19 protein-coding genes are annotated in these 17929 nt (G+C 38.6%); 11 read left to right on the top strand and 8 right to left on the bottom strand.

The window, feature by feature from the left end; genetic code table 11:
* On the bottom strand, positions 1-1185 hold the full coding sequence (gene mnmA, locus PRO_RS06710) for a tRNA 2-thiouridine(34) synthase MnmA (RefSeq protein WP_036891980.1): 1185 nt from the start codon (positions 1183-1185) through the stop codon (positions 1-3).
* 80 nt (positions 1186-1265) lie between these two features.
* Between mnmA and PRO_RS06705 the strand changes: the two genes are divergently transcribed.
* Entirely contained in the window at positions 1266-2825 is a 1560-nt protein-coding gene (locus PRO_RS06705) for a bifunctional ADP-dependent NAD(P)H-hydrate dehydratase/NAD(P)H-hydrate epimerase (protein WP_011125515.1), read from the top strand.
* 131 nt (positions 2826-2956) lie between these two features.
* Entirely contained in the window at positions 2957-3898 is a 942-nt protein-coding gene (locus PRO_RS06700) for an RpoD/SigA family RNA polymerase sigma factor (RefSeq protein WP_011125514.1), read from the top strand.
* 55 nt (positions 3899-3953) lie between these two features.
* Here the strand turns inward: PRO_RS06700 and pdhA are convergent, their stop codons facing one another.
* On the bottom strand, positions 3954-5048 hold the full coding sequence (gene pdhA / locus PRO_RS06695) for a pyruvate dehydrogenase (acetyl-transferring) E1 component subunit alpha (RefSeq protein WP_011125513.1): 1095 nt from the start codon (positions 5046-5048) through the stop codon (positions 3954-3956).
* Between the two features lie 101 nt (positions 5049-5149).
* Here pdhA and PRO_RS06690 point away from each other — a divergent pair, with 101 nt between their 5' ends.
* The 5 genes from PRO_RS06690 to PRO_RS06670 all read left to right on the top strand — a co-directional run bounded on the left by PRO_RS06690 (position 5150) and on the right by PRO_RS06670 (position 10996).
* On the top strand, positions 5150-7207 hold the full coding sequence (locus PRO_RS06690; RefSeq protein ID WP_011125512.1) for an ARC6/PARC6 family protein: 2058 nt from the start codon (positions 5150-5152) through the stop codon (positions 7205-7207).
* Between the two features lie 72 nt (positions 7208-7279).
* Entirely contained in the window at positions 7280-8737 is a 1458-nt protein-coding gene (ffh, locus tag PRO_RS06685; protein ID WP_011125511.1) for a signal recognition particle protein, read from the top strand.
* Between the two features lie 74 nt (positions 8738-8811).
* Positions 8812-9207, top strand: coding sequence for a 30S ribosomal protein S16 (rpsP, locus tag PRO_RS06680; RefSeq protein ID WP_011125510.1), 396 nt, complete (start codon positions 8812-8814; stop codon positions 9205-9207).
* Between the two features lie 7 nt (positions 9208-9214).
* Positions 9215-10186, top strand: a complete 972-nt coding sequence (locus tag PRO_RS06675; protein ID WP_011125509.1) for a PhoH family protein — start codon at positions 9215-9217, stop codon at positions 10184-10186.
* A 72-nt stretch (positions 10187-10258) separates the two neighbouring features.
* Entirely contained in the window at positions 10259-10996 is a 738-nt protein-coding gene (locus PRO_RS06670; RefSeq protein ID WP_011125508.1) for a Bax inhibitor-1/YccA family protein, read from the top strand.
* Between the two features lie 66 nt (positions 10997-11062).
* Here PRO_RS06670 and PRO_RS06665 read toward each other — a convergent pair whose 3' ends face one another.
* Positions 11063-11581, bottom strand: a complete 519-nt coding sequence (locus PRO_RS06665) for a hypothetical protein (protein ID WP_011125507.1) — start codon at positions 11579-11581, stop codon at positions 11063-11065.
* Positions 11582-11630: 49 nt separating this feature from the next.
* On the opposite strand from PRO_RS06665, the gene era reads away from it, so the two are divergent.
* The 4 genes from era to larB are packed head-to-tail and all read left to right on the top strand — an operon-like array spanning position 11631 to position 14924.
* Positions 11631-12575: a GTPase Era gene (gene era, locus PRO_RS06660; protein ID WP_011125506.1), complete on the top strand. Its 945-nt coding sequence runs from the start codon at positions 11631-11633 to the stop codon at positions 12573-12575.
* A 5-nt stretch (positions 12576-12580) separates the two neighbouring features.
* Complete coding sequence (gene trmD, locus PRO_RS06655; protein ID WP_011125505.1) at positions 12581-13804, top strand: tRNA (guanosine(37)-N1)-methyltransferase TrmD; 1224 nt, start codon at positions 12581-12583, stop codon at positions 13802-13804.
* 2 nt (positions 13805-13806) lie between these two features.
* Positions 13807-14256: a TIGR03792 family protein gene (locus tag PRO_RS06650; protein WP_011125504.1), complete on the top strand. Its 450-nt coding sequence runs from the start codon at positions 13807-13809 to the stop codon at positions 14254-14256.
* On the top strand, positions 14253-14924 hold the full coding sequence (larB, locus tag PRO_RS06645; protein WP_011125503.1) for a nickel pincer cofactor biosynthesis protein LarB: 672 nt from the start codon (positions 14253-14255) through the stop codon (positions 14922-14924). Before PRO_RS06650 ends, larB begins: the two co-directional genes overlap by 4 nt.
* A gap of 10 nt (positions 14925-14934) precedes the next feature.
* Here the strand turns inward: larB and PRO_RS09615 are convergent, their stop codons facing one another.
* The 5 genes from PRO_RS09615 to PRO_RS06630 form a co-directional block, all read right to left on the bottom strand.
* Complete coding sequence (locus PRO_RS09615) at positions 14935-15069, bottom strand: hypothetical protein (RefSeq protein ID WP_011125502.1); 135 nt, start codon at positions 15067-15069, stop codon at positions 14935-14937.
* Positions 15070-15137: 68 nt separating this feature from the next.
* The gene (locus PRO_RS09610; protein ID WP_052039700.1) at positions 15138-15272 is read right to left on the bottom strand and encodes a hypothetical protein; all 135 of its coding nucleotides are present in this window, start codon (positions 15270-15272) and stop codon (positions 15138-15140) included.
* Between the two features lie 282 nt (positions 15273-15554).
* Positions 15555-15767: a sulfur carrier protein ThiS gene (gene thiS / locus PRO_RS06640; protein WP_011125500.1), complete on the bottom strand. Its 213-nt coding sequence runs from the start codon at positions 15765-15767 to the stop codon at positions 15555-15557.
* Positions 15764-16804 carry a thiamine phosphate synthase gene (locus PRO_RS06635; RefSeq protein WP_011125499.1) on the bottom strand — a complete coding sequence of 347 codons (1041 nt, stop codon included), beginning with the start codon at positions 16802-16804 and terminating at the stop codon, positions 15764-15766. The genes thiS and PRO_RS06635 overlap by 4 nt, the downstream gene beginning before the upstream one ends.
* Before the next feature lie 162 nt (positions 16805-16966).
* Positions 16967-17917 carry a bifunctional riboflavin kinase/FAD synthetase gene (locus tag PRO_RS06630; RefSeq protein WP_036891899.1) on the bottom strand — a complete coding sequence of 317 codons (951 nt, stop codon included), beginning with the start codon at positions 17915-17917 and terminating at the stop codon, positions 16967-16969.
* Between the last annotated feature and the right edge of the window lie 12 nt (positions 17918-17929).

Below are 17929 nucleotides of genomic sequence, written 5' to 3'. Positions count from 1 at the left end.
TTAGTTTCCTTCAATGATCCCTCCACCCAGAAGAATTTCCCCTTCGTAAAAGACTGCTGCTTGACCAGGTGTTATAGAAAATTGTTCTGATTGAAACTGAAGATTACAGCGATAGGGACGATCATTTTCAATGTCTTTTTTCAAAGGCTTAATAGGAGTTAAAGTTGCTAATACTGGCTTGCTTCTATAACGCAACTGAACTTCTACTATTGTTTTCTTAGAAGGCGGTTCTATTGATACCCAATTAATTGATCCAACAGTGCAATTATCTCTACTTGCTTCTGATCGAGGTGCAACTATCACTCGATTTGTAGAAGATTGAATTTCTATTACATGGAGAGGTTCTTTCCACGCGATTCCTAGCCCTTTTCGCTGCCCAATTGTGAAGTGTTCAATTCCATCATGCTGTCCTAAAAGTTGGCCATTTGACAAAAGTATTTCACCATTTCTAGGAGATATATATTCATCTAAAAAGGCTTTCATTGATCCATGATGTTCGGCTAGGCATAAGTCTTGACTCTCTGGTTTTTCTGCTGTCCTTAATTCAATTCGACTGGCCTCTTTTCTTGTGTCTGCTTTTTTAAGCTCTCCGAGAGGAAAAATTACTTTTTCTAAGATTTCTTGCGACAAATCATAAAGGAAATAGCTTTGATCTTTATTTTGATCAAGACCTCTCAATAGTTGATGTCTTCTTATTTGATTTTCTTTAGCAGAAGAAATTTTTATTGGTTCTTGCAAATGCTTTATTCGGGCATAATGACCGGTAGCAATACGTTTTAGGCCAAGATTTTGCTCCGCCCATTCCAGTATTGGAGAAAACTTTACAAATCTATTGCATTTTGAACAGGGTGATGGAGTCATACCTTCCTGATATCCCTTAACGAGTGATTCAATAATCTCTCTTTGAAATGTTTCTCTAGCATCTATTACATGATGAGGTATTCCTAGTTGTTCGCATATACCCGCAGCATCCACTAGACCATCTGTACAGCAAGACCCTTTGCCGCTCATTAGCCAAAGAGTTATTCCTTCAACGTTCCAGCCTGCCTCTACAAGTAGAGCAGCAGTTAACGAGCTATCGACTCCACCTGAAAGCCCTACAGCAATAGAATGATCTCCTTCTACGCCCTTTAGTTTTTTTAAAACCTCTTCCCCTCCAATTGTTGCCGTTTGACTCTTGGGTATAGAAGAAGTTCTTTTGTTTTTAGGAGTAATTGTCATTACCGCATTAATTTCTCCATAGTGGGTTAAGACGCGGAATAGTTTTGAGCTGGCCTAAATCTGATGCTGACCATTTAATTGTCTCATCTTCACAGATGAAAGAGATAGAGCAAAAGCTTTTTTCGTATGGGATGACCGAAGAAGCATTAATGGAGAAGGTTGGATTATCAATGAAAGATTTTCTGATAAGCAATTTTAATCTTTTAGAAAGTGGTGTTGTTGTTTTAGTTGGTCCTGGGCATAACGGTGGTGATGGTCTTGTAGTAGCAAGAGAACTTTTCTTGGATGGTGTTGATGTCTCTTTATGGTGCCCATTCCCAATAAAGAGGTCATTAACTAAGAGCCATTTGTCTTATTGCATATCTATTGGTATTACGCAGTTGCAAAGCGAACCAGATGTTACTGGAAATTGCTTTTGGATTGAGGCTTTTTTTGGCTTAGGACAAACTAAGCCTTTACCTAAAGAAATAGGAAATCTGTTTAAAAAAAGAGAGAAATTTACCCCTGGCAAATTAATAAGCTTGGATGTGCCAGCTGGAATTTGTTCAGATACAGGTAAAACTTTTGATACTTGTGCAGCCAGAGCTATTTCTACTTTGACTGTTGGCTTAATTAAAGTTGGCTTGCTTCAAGATATGGCTTTGCCTTATGTGGGAAGTCTCAAAAGAATTGATATTGGAATCCCATCCGGGGTTTTAAATTTGCTGCCTAAAGATGTTCCTCTGAAAATTTCGTCAAATGACATTATTTCATTGAAAGCTCCTCAAATAGAATGCAATGCAAGCAAGTATGAACGTGGAAGACTGGCAGTTATTGCTGGTAGCAAGAAGTATCGAGGAGCTGCTTTGTTGACATTGCAGGGTGCTATTGCAAGTGGTACTGGAAGTGTGCAGGCCTTTTTACCAAAAAGCATTTCGAAGTATGCTTGGATAAAAGTTCCTGAAGTTGTTTTTGAAGAAGAAAGCAATGAAGAAATTGAATTAATTAAATGTCTTAAAAAGATTAAGTTTGATCGAATTGAATCTTTGGTAGTTGGCCCTGGTATAGGTTTGTCTATAGAAAAATGGGAGGATTCAGCATTAATTCTTGAAGAGTTTTTAGGCCTTTTGGTATTAGATGCTGACGCTTTAAATAGGATTTCTTGCTCACAACAGGGTTGGGAATGGTTTCGCAAGCGTAAAGGGCCTACTTGGATCACTCCAAATCCGAATGAATTTTGCCGGCTTTTCCCTGAAATTGACATTTCTTCTCCCATTAATGCGGCGTCTTTAGCAGCGCGTATAAGTGGCGTAGGAGTTTTGCTTAAAGGTGCTAACACTGTTATTGCAGTCCCTAATGGCCCGATTTGGCAATTGACTAATACATCCTCTTTTGTTGCTCGTGCTGGCTTGGGTGATGTATTAGCAGGTTTTGTTGGAGGTATTGGAGCTTTGGGGATGATTTCTGAAGGAAGTTTTGATCATGGTCTATTAGCAGTTGCTGCTCTGATACATTCTTATGCCGCTAGTGAATGTGAAGAAGGCACTAATGCAGCATTTGTTTCTAAAAAATTGGGAAAACTCTTCAAGGCCATCCAAATGAAAAAGGTTCAATTTGATACATAAAGAGGTGATAAATGACGTTTTTTGGGCGAAATGTTTACGTTCCAACGCAAGAATCTGAAGGGTTTTGGAAGCATTGGCCTCTTTTACGAAATCCGTAGGAAAGTCAACTATAAAAGTTTGGGAAAGAAAAAATGGTTTCATCAGCACCCAAGCCTGCTGAATCGCAGAAACGACGCAGCACAGATCCAATTAGTTGGTATTTAGCAACTATTGGAAGAGTTCCTTTATTAACTCCAGCAGAGGAAATTGAATTAGGGAATCAAGTTCAAGTAATGATGAATTTGACCGAAGATGGAATGGTTAATGAGAAAACAAAGAAATTTACATCCCATGAAAGACGATCTATACGAATAGGAAGAAGGGCTAAAGAACGCATGATGAAAGCTAACTTGCGTCTTGTTGTGAGTGTTGCCAAAAAATATCAAGGTAAAGGCTTGGAACTTTTAGATCTTGTTCAAGAAGGTTCACTTGGATTAGAACGTGCTGTTGAAAAGTTTGATCCAACTAGAGGGTATAAATTTTCTACATATGCTTTCTGGTGGATAAGGCAAAGTATGACTAGAGCGATTGCATGTCAGTCCCGTACAATTCGGTTACCCGTTCATTTGAGCGAAAGGCTTGCAACAATTAGAAAAGTAAGCCTAGATTTGGCGCATAAATTAGGGGCAATGCCAAATCGTCTTGAGATTGCTGAAGAAATGGATATAGAAGTGGAAGAGCTTGATTCCATATTGCGTCAAGCATTGACGACTAGTAGTCTCGATGCGCCTGTTAATGGAGATGATGGAAGAAGTTTCCTAGGAGATTTGATTGCTGATAGTTCAGTAGAAGAACCTTTGGATAAGGTTGAGCAAAGTATTCATCAGGAGCAACTTGGAAGATGGTTAACTCATTTAAGCGAGCAAGAACAGCATGTACTTAAATTAAGGTTTGGCCTCGAAGGTAACGACAGGCATACACTTGCTGAAATAGGACGTTTGCTTGAAGTTTCTAGGGAACGTGTAAGACAAGTTGAATTAAAGTCCTTAAGAAAATTAAGGAATCTAACTAGAAAGTTGCCTAGTGGTATTTAAGTGGTTGCAAAAAACATTTATACCAAGTTTTATCTTTAGATAGTTTTATTTAAAATTAAATATCTTCTGCCCATATATATTTTGTGAGTTCTTCGGGTTTTGGATCAGCTGATCCAATTGCAAATTCAACCGCATCTGCAACTTCCTGATCAATTTCTTTTTCTATAGCTCTTAGTTCCTTACTAGAAACTAAATCCTTTTCAGTAAGATTTTTTTCAAGAAGCTTTAAAGGGTCTCTACTGGCCCAAAAGTCTTTTTCTTCTGCTGATCTAAGTTCATCGGGATCTGCCAGTGAATGGCCTCTAAATCGATAGGTTAGGCATTCGAGCAAAGTTGGCCCTTCTCCTGCGCGAGCCCTTTCTATTGCTCTTTGAGCGGCCCCACGCACGGCAAGAACATCCATCCCGTCAACTTCTTCTCCTTTCATACCAAATGCATTTGCTTTCCTCCAAATTTCAGGATCACTAGTTGCTCGATCATGAGCCATCCCAATAGCCCATTTGTTGTTTTCAACAACAAAAAGTATTGGCAACTTCCATAGTTGGGCCATGTTTAAACACTCATAAAATTGACCGTTATTGCATGTACCGTCACCAAAAAACGCTGCTGTAACAGAATTGCTACCTTTTTCATTAAAAACCTCTTTTTTATATCGACTGGTGAAGGCTGACCCAAGGGCTACTGGAATGCCTTCTCCAATAAAGGCATATCCTCCCAATAAATGGTGTTCTTTAGAAAAAAGGTGCATGGAACCTCCTCTCCCCTTACTGCAACCTGATTCTTTGCCAAACAATTCGCTCATAACCTCTCTCGCGGGGACTCCGGCACTTAGAGCATGAACATGGTCTCGATAGGTGCTACAGAACCAGTCATGTTTTTGTTGCATTGCACAAATTACACCAGAGCTGACAGCCTCTTGACCGTTGTAGAGATGGACAAACCCAAACATTTTGCCTCTGTAATACATTTCTGCACATTTATCTTCAAACCTTCTTCCTAAGGTCATATCTCTAAAAATTTTCAATCCTGTTTCGCGATTCACTTGAGCAGGCTCTTGAGTAGAGAGTTTGCTAACTCGCTCTGCGTGTGCACTTCTTAAAGAAATATTATTGGTTGTTTCTTGATTGGTCACGTTGGTTGATTGCATCATTTAATGGACAGTCTCCATGTACGACTTTAAAGGGCGATGGGAAAATCATTGCAGAGATCTTTGTTCTGTCTAAAGTTTGTTTCTAAATAGCTTGATGTTGATTGGAACTACCGATCGATCATTTTCGTTTACTTGGAGTAAGTCCTTCTTCTGACACTGAGGAAGTACTTAGATTCTTCCATTTGCGCTTAGATCGCGCTCCTCAAGATGGATTTACTCCTGAAGTAATAGCGCAACGAGCGGAACTATTACGCCGTTCTGCCGACTTGCTTTGCAACAAACAGTTGCGAGAAAATTATGAAACAGCCCTTTTAGGAGGTGCTTCAGGCCTTGAATTTTCATCTAATAGAGAAGTTGCAGGCTTAATACTTTTATGGGAAGCAGATATTTCTTATGAGGCATTTAAGTTAGCTCGTAAAGCACTCCGCCCTCCCCAGGCTCCTGCTCTTGGTAGTGGAAGAGAGTCCGATTTAACTCTTTTGGCAGCTTTAGCTTGTAGAGATGCTGCTTTACATGAGCAGGAACAGAGGCATTATTCATCTTCTGCAGAGCTTTTAGAAGAAGGCATCCAGTTACTTCAGAGGATGGGTAAACTCCCGGAGAACAGACAGAATCTGGAAAAAGAACTTGAAGCATTACTTCCGTATAGAATCCTAGACTTACTTAGTAGAGATTTATCTGATCAAAACTCTCATCAAGAAGGACTTAATTTGCTTGATAGTTTTGTTTTGAAAAGAGGAGGACTAGAAGGAAAGAAATTAAGTCGTTTGGGAGATGAGTTGAATCAATCTGATTTTGAGATCTTTTTTCAACAGATTAGGAAATTTTTAACAGTTCAAGAACAGATAGACCTTTATTCACATTGGTATAAAAATGGATCTCCTGATGCAGGATTTCTCTGTGCTATTTCATTAGTTGCATCTGGCTTCTATAGGCGTAAACCAGCACAATTGCAAAAAGCGAAGAGGCGAATTAATAAGCTTAATCTGCAAGGAGGTTTTGATTCAATGCCTCTTCTTGGTTGCATAGATCTTTTACTTGCAGATGTTCAGCAAGCTGAAGAGTGTTTTAGAAATAGTCCTGATCAGGGGCTAAAAGAATGGTTAGATAAATATCCTGGAGAAAGGCTGGCGGCCTTATGCGATTACTCTAGAAATTGGCTGTTGAGGGATGTATTGCCTGGATTTAGAGACATTGATGTTGATTCAGTAGATTTAGAAGCCTGGTTTGCTGATAGAGATGTTCAAGATTATGTAGATAAAATTGAAAAGAGAGGTGCGTTAGGTATAGCTCGGGCTGGACTATCATTGATCTCTGGAATGTCTCCAGAAAAATACCAGTCAAATGAATCTTTGGATTCAAAACAATCTGAATCTAATTTTGATTCTGTTGCAGACGATTTGGATGATTCGCCTTTAAATGATGTCCTTTTGAGAAAAGAAAATGTAAGAAGATTTACCTTTGCCCAGAACCTTTTTGAAAATTATAAATACATAATTTCATCTTTATTAAGACCAGATCTGAATTTTTCGATGATCAAACTTGCTCTTAAGAGCAACCGTTTATTTTTAGGAACGTTTGTTTTTATTTTGTTATTTGTTTCTGGTGGCTTAATAAGTTTGGTTTCCATGAGAACCCTAGTACCAGATAGCACTGTTTTGGGCACATCAAAGATTAAGAATGATTCTTCCGAAAAGATTATTGATGATGAAGTTAGCTCTGAGGGAAAACAATCTCAAGATTTAAAAGTTCCACTTACTTTCTCTCCTTTAACTGCATCAAAGCCTTCTGAAGAGCAAATCCTTAGGCTAATAAAAGTTTGGTTGCAATCTAAGGCAGATATACTTTTAGGCAAGGAAAGTAATGCTTTGAATAAGGTTGCTAGAGAACCATTAGTTAAAATAGTCAATCAACAAAGATTAAAAGATATATCTTTAAAAGAGAAACAGATTATTACGACTAAGGTGGAATCTTTAGAAATAGAAGATCAAACAAGTAAGAGGATTGCAGTAAAGGCAAGAATTTCATATAGGGATCAAAGGGTCAAAGAGTCTGGAGATGTAGTATCTGAAACAAGTATTCCATCTCTAACAGTAAAATATATTTTAGGAAGAAAAAAGGGGCAATGGAAGCTGCTTGATTTCTATAGTGGTAACTAGGTCATGATTCTTAGTTTGATATGGTTGCTATTTAGCTAAGCTATAAGTCAAATAGATTAAGACTCTAATCAGATGTTTGATGAGCTTTCGGCACGTTTTGAAGATGCTGTAAAAGGCCTTAGAGGCGAGAATAAAATCAGTGAAGACAATGTTGATATTGCACTTAAACAAGTTCGACGTGCTCTTTTAGAAGCAGACGTAAGTCTTTCCGTTGTTAAACAATTTGTTCAGGAAGTGCGTGATAAAGCTATTGGGGCAGAAGTAGTTAGAGGGGTTAATCCAGGACAGAAATTTATTGAAGTTGTTCATCAAGAATTGGTAGAAGTGATGGGAGGTGCGAATTCTCCATTGGCTGATTCGACAAAAAAGCCTTCCGTGATACTTATGGCAGGGCTTCAGGGTGCAGGGAAGACAACAGCAGCTGCAAAATTAGGCTTATATTTAAAAGATAAAGGTCTAAAGCCGCTAATGGTTGCGGCAGATGTCTACAGGCCTGCAGCAATAGACCAACTAAATACGTTAGGCAAACAGATAAATGTAGAGGTTTTTAGTCTTGGAAAAGAATCTAAGCCTGAAGATATTGCAGCATCTGGATTGAAAAAGGCTCAGGAAGAAGATTTTGACACGTTGATAGTTGATACAGCTGGAAGATTACAGATAGACGAAGAAATGATGAATGAGATGGTCCGCATTCGATCAGCTGTCGATCCAGACGAAGTCTTGCTAGTAGTTGACTCAATGATTGGTCAAGAAGCTGCAGACCTCACAAGAGCGTTCCATGAAAAAGTTGGTATTACAGGAGCTGTTTTAACGAAGCTTGATGGTGATTCGCGTGGTGGGGCTGCTCTTTCAATTAGGAAAGTAAGCGGCCAGCCTATCAAGTTTATTGGTACGGGGGAAAAGGTAGAAGCTTTGCAGCCTTTTCATCCAGAAAGAATGGCTGGCAGGATTCTTGGCATGGGTGATGTCTTAACTCTTGTTGAAAAAGCCCAGAAGGAAGTTGAGATTGCTGATGCTGAGCAAATGCAAAGAAAGTTTCAAGAGGCAACTTTTGACTTTTCTGACTTTGTTAAGCAGATGAGATTGATTAAAAGGATGGGCTCTTTAGGAGGGCTGATGAAAATGATTCCTGGAATGAATAAAATCGATGATGGAATGTTAAAGAGTGGTGAAGATCAGCTAAAACGCATTGAAGCAATGATTGGATCTATGACTAATGCAGAGCAAACCCAGCCTGAGTTGCTTGCTGCTCAGCCCTCTAGAAGGAAAAGAGTTGCTTTTGGGAGTGGGCATACACCAGTAGAAGTAGACAAGGTGTTAGCAGACTTTCAGAAGATGAGGGGCCTTATGAAACAAATGTCTAGTGGTGGCGGATTGCCTGGTATGGGTGGATTCCCAGGGATGGGTGGGCCAGGAGGTATGCCTGGTATGATGCCAAATCAGTATGCTTCTAGAGGAGGAGGAGGGCCAATTAATAAGCCTAAGCGTCAACGTCCTCATAAAAAAAAGAAAGGTTTTGGAGATTTGTAGCACTCAACAAGTTAGAATGTTTGTTTGGTAAGTGTTTAATCACTGCCTTTAATCAACAATTTAATTAAGCGAATATGATCAAGCTCCGCCTGAAGCGGTTTGGCAAGAAGAGGGAAGCTAGTTTTCGCCTGGTTGCTTGTAATAGCACATCGCGTAGAGACGGCCGTCCACTTCAGGAATTAGGCTTTTACAATCCGCGAACTAAGGAAACAAGACTTGATACTGAGGCACTTAGACTGAGATTGAGTCAAGGTGCTCAACCAACAGATGCAGTTCGCTCTTTATTAGAAAAAGGTGGCCTTCTTGAAAAGACAATTCGACCAGCAGAATTGATTGGGAAATCCAAGCAAGAAGAGTTAAGGAAATCAGAGGCTAAGACTTCAGCCAAAAATAAAAAAGCTAATGAAGAAAAAGCTAATGAAGAGAAGGTAGAAGAATCAGAAACATTAGAAGCTTCTTCGGAAGCTTAGGATTTACATGGCAGAAGCAGAGTCTTCTGGAAGGTTTTCAATTGATTTGCCTGATTCAGATGCGGCTATAGCTATAGCAGGTGCAGGTCAGTCAACACTTCATAAATTAGAAGATCTAACTGGGGCATCAATTGTTTTAAGAGGATTACAACTTGAAATTACTGGCCGTTCAAGTCAAATTGAAAGAGCCGCTGCTTTGGTTGAGTTAATTAGACCAGTTTGGGAAGAAGGACAAATAGTTTCTTTAGCTGACTTAACTGCTGCTTTAACTTCTATTGATAAAGGCAAGGAAGTTGATCATGCTTCTCTTGCAGATAAGGTTTTAGCGAAAAGCCAAAGAGGCCATCTCTTGAGGCCAAGGACACTTCGCCAAAAGGCTTATGTTGATGCCATGGAGAAGAATGATCTTACTTTTTCTCTTGGCCCTGCTGGGACTGGAAAAACTTTTCTTGCAACTGTTTTGGCTGTTCGAATGCTTACGGAGAGAAAAATAGAGAAAATTATTTTGACAAGACCAGCAGTAGAGGCTGGAGAAAGATTGGGCTTTCTTCCAGGAGATCTTCAACAAAAGGTTGACCCGTATTTACGTCCTCTTTATGACGCCCTGCATGCTTTGCTTGGATTGGAAAAAACATCGATATTATTTGATAAAGGTGTCATTGAAGTTGCTCCTTTGGCATATATGAGAGGAAGAACCCTTGAAGATGCATTTATTATTCTTGATGAGGCGCAAAATACAACTTCGGCGCAAATGAGAATGGTTCTTACGCGATTAGGAGAAAGGTCTAGGATGGTTGTAACAGGAGATATTACTCAGATTGATCTCCCTAAAGGACAGATAAGTGGACTGGTGGAAGCCATTGAAGTTCTTAAAAATATACAAGGAATTGCTATATGCCATTTATCTTCGGCAGATATTGTTCGACATCCATTAGTTCACAAAGTAGTTGATGCATATGCACAAAAAGAGAAAGGTTAGTGACATCCGAACGAAATAATTCGCGAAAATTATTTTTTTCTGTCAAAGTATTTAGTAATTACTTGGATAAAAATGCCAGCAAGTAGCAATTTTCAGCAAGCTATTCGCGACGCTCAATCGAATTCATTAGTTGGTCCAAACGTCGTGAATAAGGCTTTGCCTTATGTGGGTGGAGGAATGGTCCTTACTGCTCTTGGAGTATTGAGTGGATTGTCCTTATTGGCTTCTAACCCTGGATTATTTCAACCTCTTGCTTTAGTTGCATTTATTGCAGAATTGGTTCTGTTTTTTATGGCAACTAGTGCAGCAAATAATGCAAATAATGCAAAGGCTTTACCTCTTTTAACAGGCTTTAGCCTTTTAACAGGCTTCACTTTGAGTGGGATAGTTGCAATAGCAATTGGTACAGCAGGCATTGGTTCAGTTGGAACAGCAGCTTTTGCTACTGGAATCACTTTCGTTATCGCTTCATTTGTTGGAAGTCGTATGACTGACAGTGTTGGCCAAGCATTAACTGGCGCGGTTGGATTAGGCCTTGTAGGCCTAATTATTGCAATGGTTATTCAGTTTATTGGAGGTCTTTTTGTACCTGGAATGTTTGGCGGTAGTGGATTTGAGTTGATGATTGCTGGTTTTGGAACAGTGTTGTTTGTTGCAATGGCCTTTGTTGACTTTTATACAATGCCCCGTAGGTATAACGATGAGCAGTATCTTGCTGGTGCGTTAGGCATGTATTTAACTTACATAAATTTATTTGTATTCATACTTCGCTTAATCATTGCCTTGCAAGGAGGTGGGCGAAGAGATTAATAGTTTAATTTCTATAAATAAATAATAAAAAAGGAGGCTTATAATGCCTCCTTTTTTATTATTTATTTAATTTTCCACAATAGAATTAATACTTGATATTATGGCTTTTTTCTGCTCTTCATCATAGCCCCATCTCTTTAGGAAATCTCCGTAACAACCTTCACCACTTATTGATTGTATAAGCTGTTCTATTTTTTCCTTAACTGAATTTGGCTCAAGTAATCTTAAAAGCTCTATACATCTTCTTTTAATTTGTTCGGAATTATACTTTTGCTCTAGGTTTTTATCTCTTTCATGATGCAATGACATTGCAGTGCTCATTGCAAGATTCCTGATTGTAAGGTCAATTACGGAATCTCCAGCTGCTCTTAATCGAAATATAAGCGCTTCAGGTAGTCTGTCCATAAGGGGTGAGTTGCTTGAAAGGCTAATGACAAAGAACCCTCTGGCTCCATTTATAGTTTCTACAAGCTCAGCGACTCTGTCAGCTAAAACTTCATCGCTAAGTTCGCCTTCTTCCCAAGCATTGCACCATAAAGATGCAGCATTCATTGCTTCTTCAAAACTCGGAGTTTGTTTGTCCATACAGTTATTTTGCTTTAGGGAGCAAACTGTGTGAGGAGAGTCATTGACTATGTCAACATTAGAGCCCACTCCAGAGGGTTTCAGGTCTGGTTTTGTGGCATTGATTGGCAGGCCTAATGTTGGTAAATCAACTTTGATTAATCAATTTGTAGGAGAGAAAGTTGCGATTACTTCTCCTGTAGCTCAAACAACGCGAAACCGATTAAGAGCGATTTTGACTATTAATAAGGCTCAATTGGTTTTTGTTGATACTCCAGGGATTCATAAGCCTCATCATTTGCTGGGGGAAAGATTAGTAAATACTTCGAAAAAAGTTATAGGGGAAGTTGACAGCATTTTGCTTATTTTTGATGGCAATGAACCTCCTGGCAGTGGAGATTCTTATATTGTGAAATTACTTAAGGGTCAAAACATACCGGTAACCATTGTTTTAAATAAATGGGATCTTGTTACAGAAAATCAACGTACAGACAGGATAAAGGAATATATAAGCTTCTTTAATAACACCGGCTGGAACTTTTTTTGTTGCAGCGCAATTAACGGCAAAGGTTGCGATGGCTTAATACAAAAGATTTCAAGCACATTACCAGTTGGTCCTCTTCTTTATCCATCAGGTGTCACTTCTGATCAACCTGAAGAAATTTTGATGCGGGAACTTATTCGTGAGCAAGTTCTTCTAAACACAAGAGAAGAAATTCCTCATAGTGTTGCTGTGAGCATTGATCGTATTGAAGAGATGACTGCAAGCAAGAAAAAAGGGGTTAGCAAAAAAAGAATTGCCATATTGGCAACAGTTTTAGTAGAACGGAAAAGTCAGAAAGGAATATTGATCGGTAAAGGAGGCTCTATGTTGAAGAAAATAGGCAAAGGCGCAAGAATGCAAATTCAGAAACTCTTAAATGGACCTGTATATCTTGAGCTTTTTGTAAAGGTTGTTCCTGATTGGAGAAGTAAGCCAGCAAGGTTGGCCGAGTTGGGTTTTGGGGAGAAATAAAAGTTATGACTGCATATCGCCTGGATGTATTAAGCCTAGCCCCTGATTCTTTTCAAAGTCTTAATGAACTAGGAGTCATTGGACGAGCCTTTTCTACAGGAATTGCTGATTTGAATTTATATAATCCTAGAAACTTTACAAAGGATAGCTATCACAAAGTAGATGATGAGCCATATGGAGGTGGTGTAGGCATGGTATTAAAAACAGAACCCTTTTTTGAAGCTTTTGAATCCATCCCAGCCTTGCCGAAGAGAAGAGTGTTAATGATGACACCACAAGGGAACAAGTTGACACAAAATGATTTGTGGCGATGGGCTAAAGAATATGAGCAATTAGTTTTTATTTGCGGACATTACGAGGGCTTTGATGAGCGAATTAGAACTCTTGCTGATGAAGAAATATCTTTAGGCGATTTTATTTTGACTGGAGGTGAATTGGCTGCCATGACAATTATCAATGGAGTCTTAAGGTTGCTTCCAGGGACTATTGGTAGCGCAGAATCATTGGTTGATGAGAGTCATGCAGATGGTTTACTTGAACATCCTCATTACACGCGCCCAGAGATATTTAGGGGTCTTAATGTGCCAAAGGTATTACTTAGTGGGAATCATGCAGCTATTTCTACTTGGAGACAGGAAAAAAGAGAGCAACGCACAAAAGAACGACGACCAGATCTTTATGAACTATGGGTTGCAAAAGAGGCATCTAATAAGACAAGAATAGATTTATCTGGATTTACTTCTGTGCCTTTTCGTATCGGTAATGGTTATGACATTCATCGATTGGTGACTGATAGACCCCTTATCATTGGCGGCGTTAGGCTTCATCACCCAGAAGGGTTAGGACTTGATGGACATAGTGATGCAGATGTATTGATTCATTCCTTAATGGATGCAATGCTTGGGGCTCTTTCTTTAGGGGATATAGGAAAGTATTTCCCTCCAAATGATCCTCAATGGAAAGATGCAAATAGTTTGATGCTTTTAGAAAAGGTTGGATGTTTAATAAAAGAGGAAGGATGGAAGGTGGTAAATATTGATTCAGTTGTTATTGCAGAGAGGCCTAAATTGAAGCCTCACATTGATGCTATGCGCCAAAATATTGCTGATAAACTAGGAATAGAAACTTCTTCTGTGGGTGTGAAAGCAACAACAAATGAATTGCTTGGAGCAGAGGGAAGAGAAGAAGGAATTAGTAGTCATGCAGTTGTGCTGTTAGAAAAAACATAAAAATGCTTTTCGTAAAATTACTTAGGAAGAAAATCTTCATTGTATTAACTTTGTTTCTTTCTTTCTTGGCTCTTTTTCTTGCAAATGCTCAAGTTGTATATGCTGCAAATCAGGTAGATATGAAAAATACTGACACTACTGTTATTGAGTACCTTCGACTAAAAGTCAGTGATCAAGAAAGAAGGGCTTGGTTAACTGCTGAGAAAAAAAGTTGGGAACCTTGGCTTAAAGAACAAAAAGGATTCCTTGGCCGACAGCTTCTTTGGAACCCTCAAAAACAAGAAGCAATTTTACTTATAAGTTGGGCTACTCGAGAAGATTGGAAAAGAATTCCACAAGAAGAGATTGATAAGATTCAAAAACTTTTTGAGGAAATTGCAAAGGATTTAACTGGGGAAACATTATCGAATCCTTTTCCAATTAAAGCTCAAGGTGAATTATTTCCTCAATGATTGAAAAAGAATTTAAGCTAGATCATGAGCGACTTAAACGCTTAGGCATGGTTGAGGCTATATGGGGTCAGCACAAATCATATGAGCAGATCTGCGAGATTTTGAGGAGATTTCAAGCTACCTCTCAAATGGCTTTAGTAACAAGAGTGGATAATAAAAAAGCTGAAAAAATATTAGATACTTTAGAAAGTGTTCAATATCATTCTCAGGCCTCTTGCTTGACATTAGGCTCTCCGCTTGATCTTGATCCATCTTTAGGAGAGGTTTTAGTGGTTAGTGGTGGGACTAGTGATGTGGGGGTAGCAGCAGAAGCAGAATTATCTTTACGTATGCATGGAATACAAACAGATTGCTTGATGGACATAGGTGTAGCGGGACTACATAGGCTATTGGGAAAGCTAGAGAGATTTACTAAAGCAAGAGTTGTTATTGTTTGTGCGGGCATGGAGGGCTCTTTGCCAACAGTCATTGCAGGATTGATTCCACAGCCAGTAATTGGTTTGCCAGTATCAGTTGGTTATGGAGTAAGTGGCGGAGGCAATGCTTCTTTGCTGAGTATGCTTTCGAGTTGCTCCCCAGGATTGTTGGTAGTAAATATCGATAATGGATATGGAGCTGCTATGGCAGCTTTGAGAATTATTAAATCTGACCTTTTTAAAAAATATTGATTTTTTAAAACTAATTTTGATTCAACTCAAGTATCTGCTCTACCCATAATTTCATTGGATGAGCAAGTCGATCTTCTTGGTACCTTTCTAGAGCTTCAAGTAGCACAGGTGTATTGACCCATAACAGTGATCTTGATGGTTCCAAAAAATTATTTTCTTATTAAATAAAAGTTGATCTATGAATTATAAATTCGCAAGAGGTATTCAGGAAGATCAATCTTCTTTGTCATATTTTGTTCCCAATCGTGAAAGCTCATTGCTGTTGCTTTTTGATTCAACATCAAGCAATCGATTGACAAGCTCAGATAAATCTCTTTGAGCTAATTCGCCATTGAGCTCCCACTTCATTGACCGAGGCTCAGGCTGAGATGAAGCAGACACCTAATTAATAAAAAACGTATGGGTAACTTAACTGTGTGAAACCGCTGACACGAGACATATTGCGAGTTTTTAGCGAAAGAAAATATAAAGATTTCAAAAAAGAGCCTTTTTTTGCCTTGTTTTTTATAAATGCTTAAGATTTGAGTTGGTTTTCGCTTTTCTTAGAAGTTTCTATGTTTTCTAGTTGCTGTGATTAACTTTAATATTCAAAGAAATAAAGTCATTGGTTTTAGGATTTGATTGACCGAGCTAGCACCCACCTCCAACAATTGTAACTATCTCAAGAATATCCCCGTCTCTTACTTCCTGGGTTTCCCAAACTTGAGGACTTAGTATTAAACCATTGAATTCGACTACTATTAATTTTGGATTAAATCCTAGCTCCTTAATAACTATTGCTAAATTCGCAACTTGAGAATTTGCGTTAATGATTTTTTGCTCTCCATTTATTATTAGGTTCATTTTTTCAGCTTCCCCAAAAGTTCTTTACTAGCTAGGTAAGGATCCTCTGCTCCCATAATTGCATTTATTACGGCGACCCGTTTTATCCCAACTTCTTTTATTTTATCAATATTATCTTTATTAATTCCACCAATTGCAAACCATGGGAGATTAGTTTTTAGATTGATTTTGCTGAAGAAATCAATACCTAATGATAAATCATTTTGCTTGGACTTGGTTTTAAAGATAGGGCCTATACCGATATAGTTGCAGCCTTGAGATGTGGCATTTTGAATTTCTTCTAATGAATGTGTACTTAATCCGATAATCTTTTGATGCCCTATTATTTTTCTTGCTGTTTGTATTGGCATATCTTTTTGCCCTAGATGAACTCCATCAGCGTCTACTGCTAATGCTATGTCAGCTCTATCATTTATTAAGAAAAGAGAATTGTAACTTTTGCAAATAGAAGCTAATTCTTTTGCTTCTGCAATCATTTGATTATCAGGAGTTTCTTTGCATCGATATTGAATCATAGTTACGCCTGCTTTTAGTGCTAACAAAACAGTCTTAATTAGTTCTGGATGAGTTCTTGTAATAAGGCAAAGTTTGCAAGATTTAAGTTTTTCATCAAGCATATTGAGGTTGGAAATTTTTAATATGATTACTTCTAAGTCATAGATCTCATAACGAATCTGTGCAGAAATTTTTGACAGTTTCGGGTGAGAAATGCGAGAGAATTCTTCTATGACTCTTAAAGCTTCTTGAATTCTCGCAAAGTTAGCTGAAAGTATTTGTTGAGGAAGAATTCTTTCCTTTTGAGCTGGATGACTCAACCCTGCACTTTGATCAGAGCTTGAGGACCTCGCGTTTTTGTATATTTCGTAATGCTCTTTCCCTAGTTGTTGCCTCCAGTTTTTTAAAGTTATAACCATATCTTTATTTTTTAAGCTAAATCTGCACCAGTCTTCAATTACACGTAGCCCTTCCCTTGCTCTATCTAAGTTGGCATCTATGAGCTGAGCCACATGTTGATCTGGATTAGGGGTGACAGACATCTATTTCGTGCCAACCTTTAAATGGTTGCATATTCCTTAGGTTATGGAAAAGGCAGATTTTGATAGCACCAATGTGCTGATTTGGGGAGTTGTCTTGCTGGGTGGAATAGGCTTTTTTGTGGTTTGGGGACTTGCTAATGCTTATCCCTCCCCATCTTAATTCTACCTTTGAGTAAGTATTGAAATAGCTTTTCTCGCGTCTAATTCAATTTGATTGCTTAGATCTTTTAGAGTTGTGAATTTCTTTTGAGTTCTTATTCTTTCTACAGGTTCAACAATTAAATCTTTCCCTTTTAGGTTTACTTGCTTATTTAAAACATGAACTTCTGTTGCTGATGGAGCATGAGGATTGATGGTTGGTTGCGGTCCCAAATTCATAATTGCAGGGCTAAAAGATTTTTCATCAGATGCTCTCGTCATAACTGCATAGACTCCCTGACCTGGAAGCAGCTTGCTTCCATCAATCTCTAGGTTTGCTGTAGGCCATCCTAATTTTCTTCCGATACCTTTCCCTGGCACAACTTTCCCACCAAAGCTATAAGCTCTTCCTAAAAGAGAATTTGTTAATTTTATATCACCATCTTTTAAGGCTTCTCTAATTCTGCTGCTACTCATACGGCCTTGGTTATCTTCAATTATCTCTAGAACTCTGACTTTGATATTTGCTTTTTCCCCAAGTTCTATCAATTTGTCAGAATCACCTTCTCTGTTTTTTCCAAACCTGAAATTAGCTCCTACTGAAATTTGTTTTGCTTGAAGGTTTTTGATGAGGATTTCATGAAAGAATTCATCTGCACTTAAGGATGCTAAAGAAAGGTCAAATGGAACCAGAACTAATTGCTTTACTCCTAAGTGTTCAAGTAACAAAGCCTTTTCTGAGGGAAGATAAAGTCGAAGCTTTGATTCTCCATAAAGGACTTCTCGTGGATGGGGCCAAAAGCTTACAACTGTAGGAACAGCAGTTGTATTGCTAGTGATTGTTTTTATAACGCTTCTATGGCCAGCATGAAGGCCATCAAAGCTCCCAAGAGCTAATGCCGTAGGGAGACGAGCTTGAAGTGGAGAACAGAGTGATATCAAGATGAGCGTGCAATTTTCTCGTTTTGGTGGCAAGTTTGACTTAAT

The organism is Prochlorococcus marinus subsp. marinus str. CCMP1375 (genome assembly GCF_000007925.1).
GTDB lineage: Bacteria > Cyanobacteriota > Cyanobacteriia > PCC-6307 > Cyanobiaceae > Prochlorococcus_E > Prochlorococcus_E marinus.
This window is presented reverse-complemented; position numbering and strand designations above follow the sequence as displayed.

What these genes read in the sequence shown, in the direction of transcription:
- thiS (WP_011125500.1), bottom strand. Translation starts at nt 15,767, where the DNA reads ATGAACCTAATAATAAATGGAGAGCAAAAAATCATTAACGCAAATTCT.
- PRO_RS06650 (WP_011125504.1), top strand. Translation starts at nt 13,807, where the DNA reads ATGCTTTTCGTAAAATTACTTAGGAAGAAAATCTTCATTGTATTAACT.
- PRO_RS06635 (WP_011125499.1), bottom strand. Translation starts at nt 16,804, where the DNA reads ATGTCTGTCACCCCTAATCCAGATCAACATGTGGCTCAGCTCATAGAT.
- larB (WP_011125503.1), top strand. Translation starts at nt 14,253, where the DNA reads ATGATTGAAAAAGAATTTAAGCTAGATCATGAGCGACTTAAACGCTTA.
- era (WP_011125506.1), top strand. Translation starts at nt 11,631, where the DNA reads ATGTCAACATTAGAGCCCACTCCAGAGGGTTTCAGGTCTGGTTTTGTG.
- pdhA (WP_011125513.1), bottom strand. Translation starts at nt 5,048, where the DNA reads ATGATGCAATCAACCAACGTGACCAATCAAGAAACAACCAATAATATT.
- trmD (WP_011125505.1), top strand. Translation starts at nt 12,581, where the DNA reads ATGACTGCATATCGCCTGGATGTATTAAGCCTAGCCCCTGATTCTTTT.
- PRO_RS06665 (WP_011125507.1), bottom strand. Translation starts at nt 11,581, where the DNA reads ATGGACAAACAAACTCCGAGTTTTGAAGAAGCAATGAATGCTGCATCT.
- rpsP (WP_011125510.1), top strand. Translation starts at nt 8,812, where the DNA reads ATGATCAAGCTCCGCCTGAAGCGGTTTGGCAAGAAGAGGGAAGCTAGT.
- PRO_RS06700 (WP_011125514.1), top strand. Translation starts at nt 2,957, where the DNA reads ATGGTTTCATCAGCACCCAAGCCTGCTGAATCGCAGAAACGACGCAGC.
- PRO_RS06675 (WP_011125509.1), top strand. Translation starts at nt 9,215, where the DNA reads ATGGCAGAAGCAGAGTCTTCTGGAAGGTTTTCAATTGATTTGCCTGAT.
- PRO_RS09610 (WP_052039700.1), bottom strand. Translation starts at nt 15,272, where the DNA reads ATGAAGTGGGAGCTCAATGGCGAATTAGCTCAAAGAGATTTATCTGAG.
- ffh (WP_011125511.1), top strand. Translation starts at nt 7,280, where the DNA reads ATGTTTGATGAGCTTTCGGCACGTTTTGAAGATGCTGTAAAAGGCCTT.
- PRO_RS06670 (WP_011125508.1), top strand. Translation starts at nt 10,259, where the DNA reads ATGCCAGCAAGTAGCAATTTTCAGCAAGCTATTCGCGACGCTCAATCG.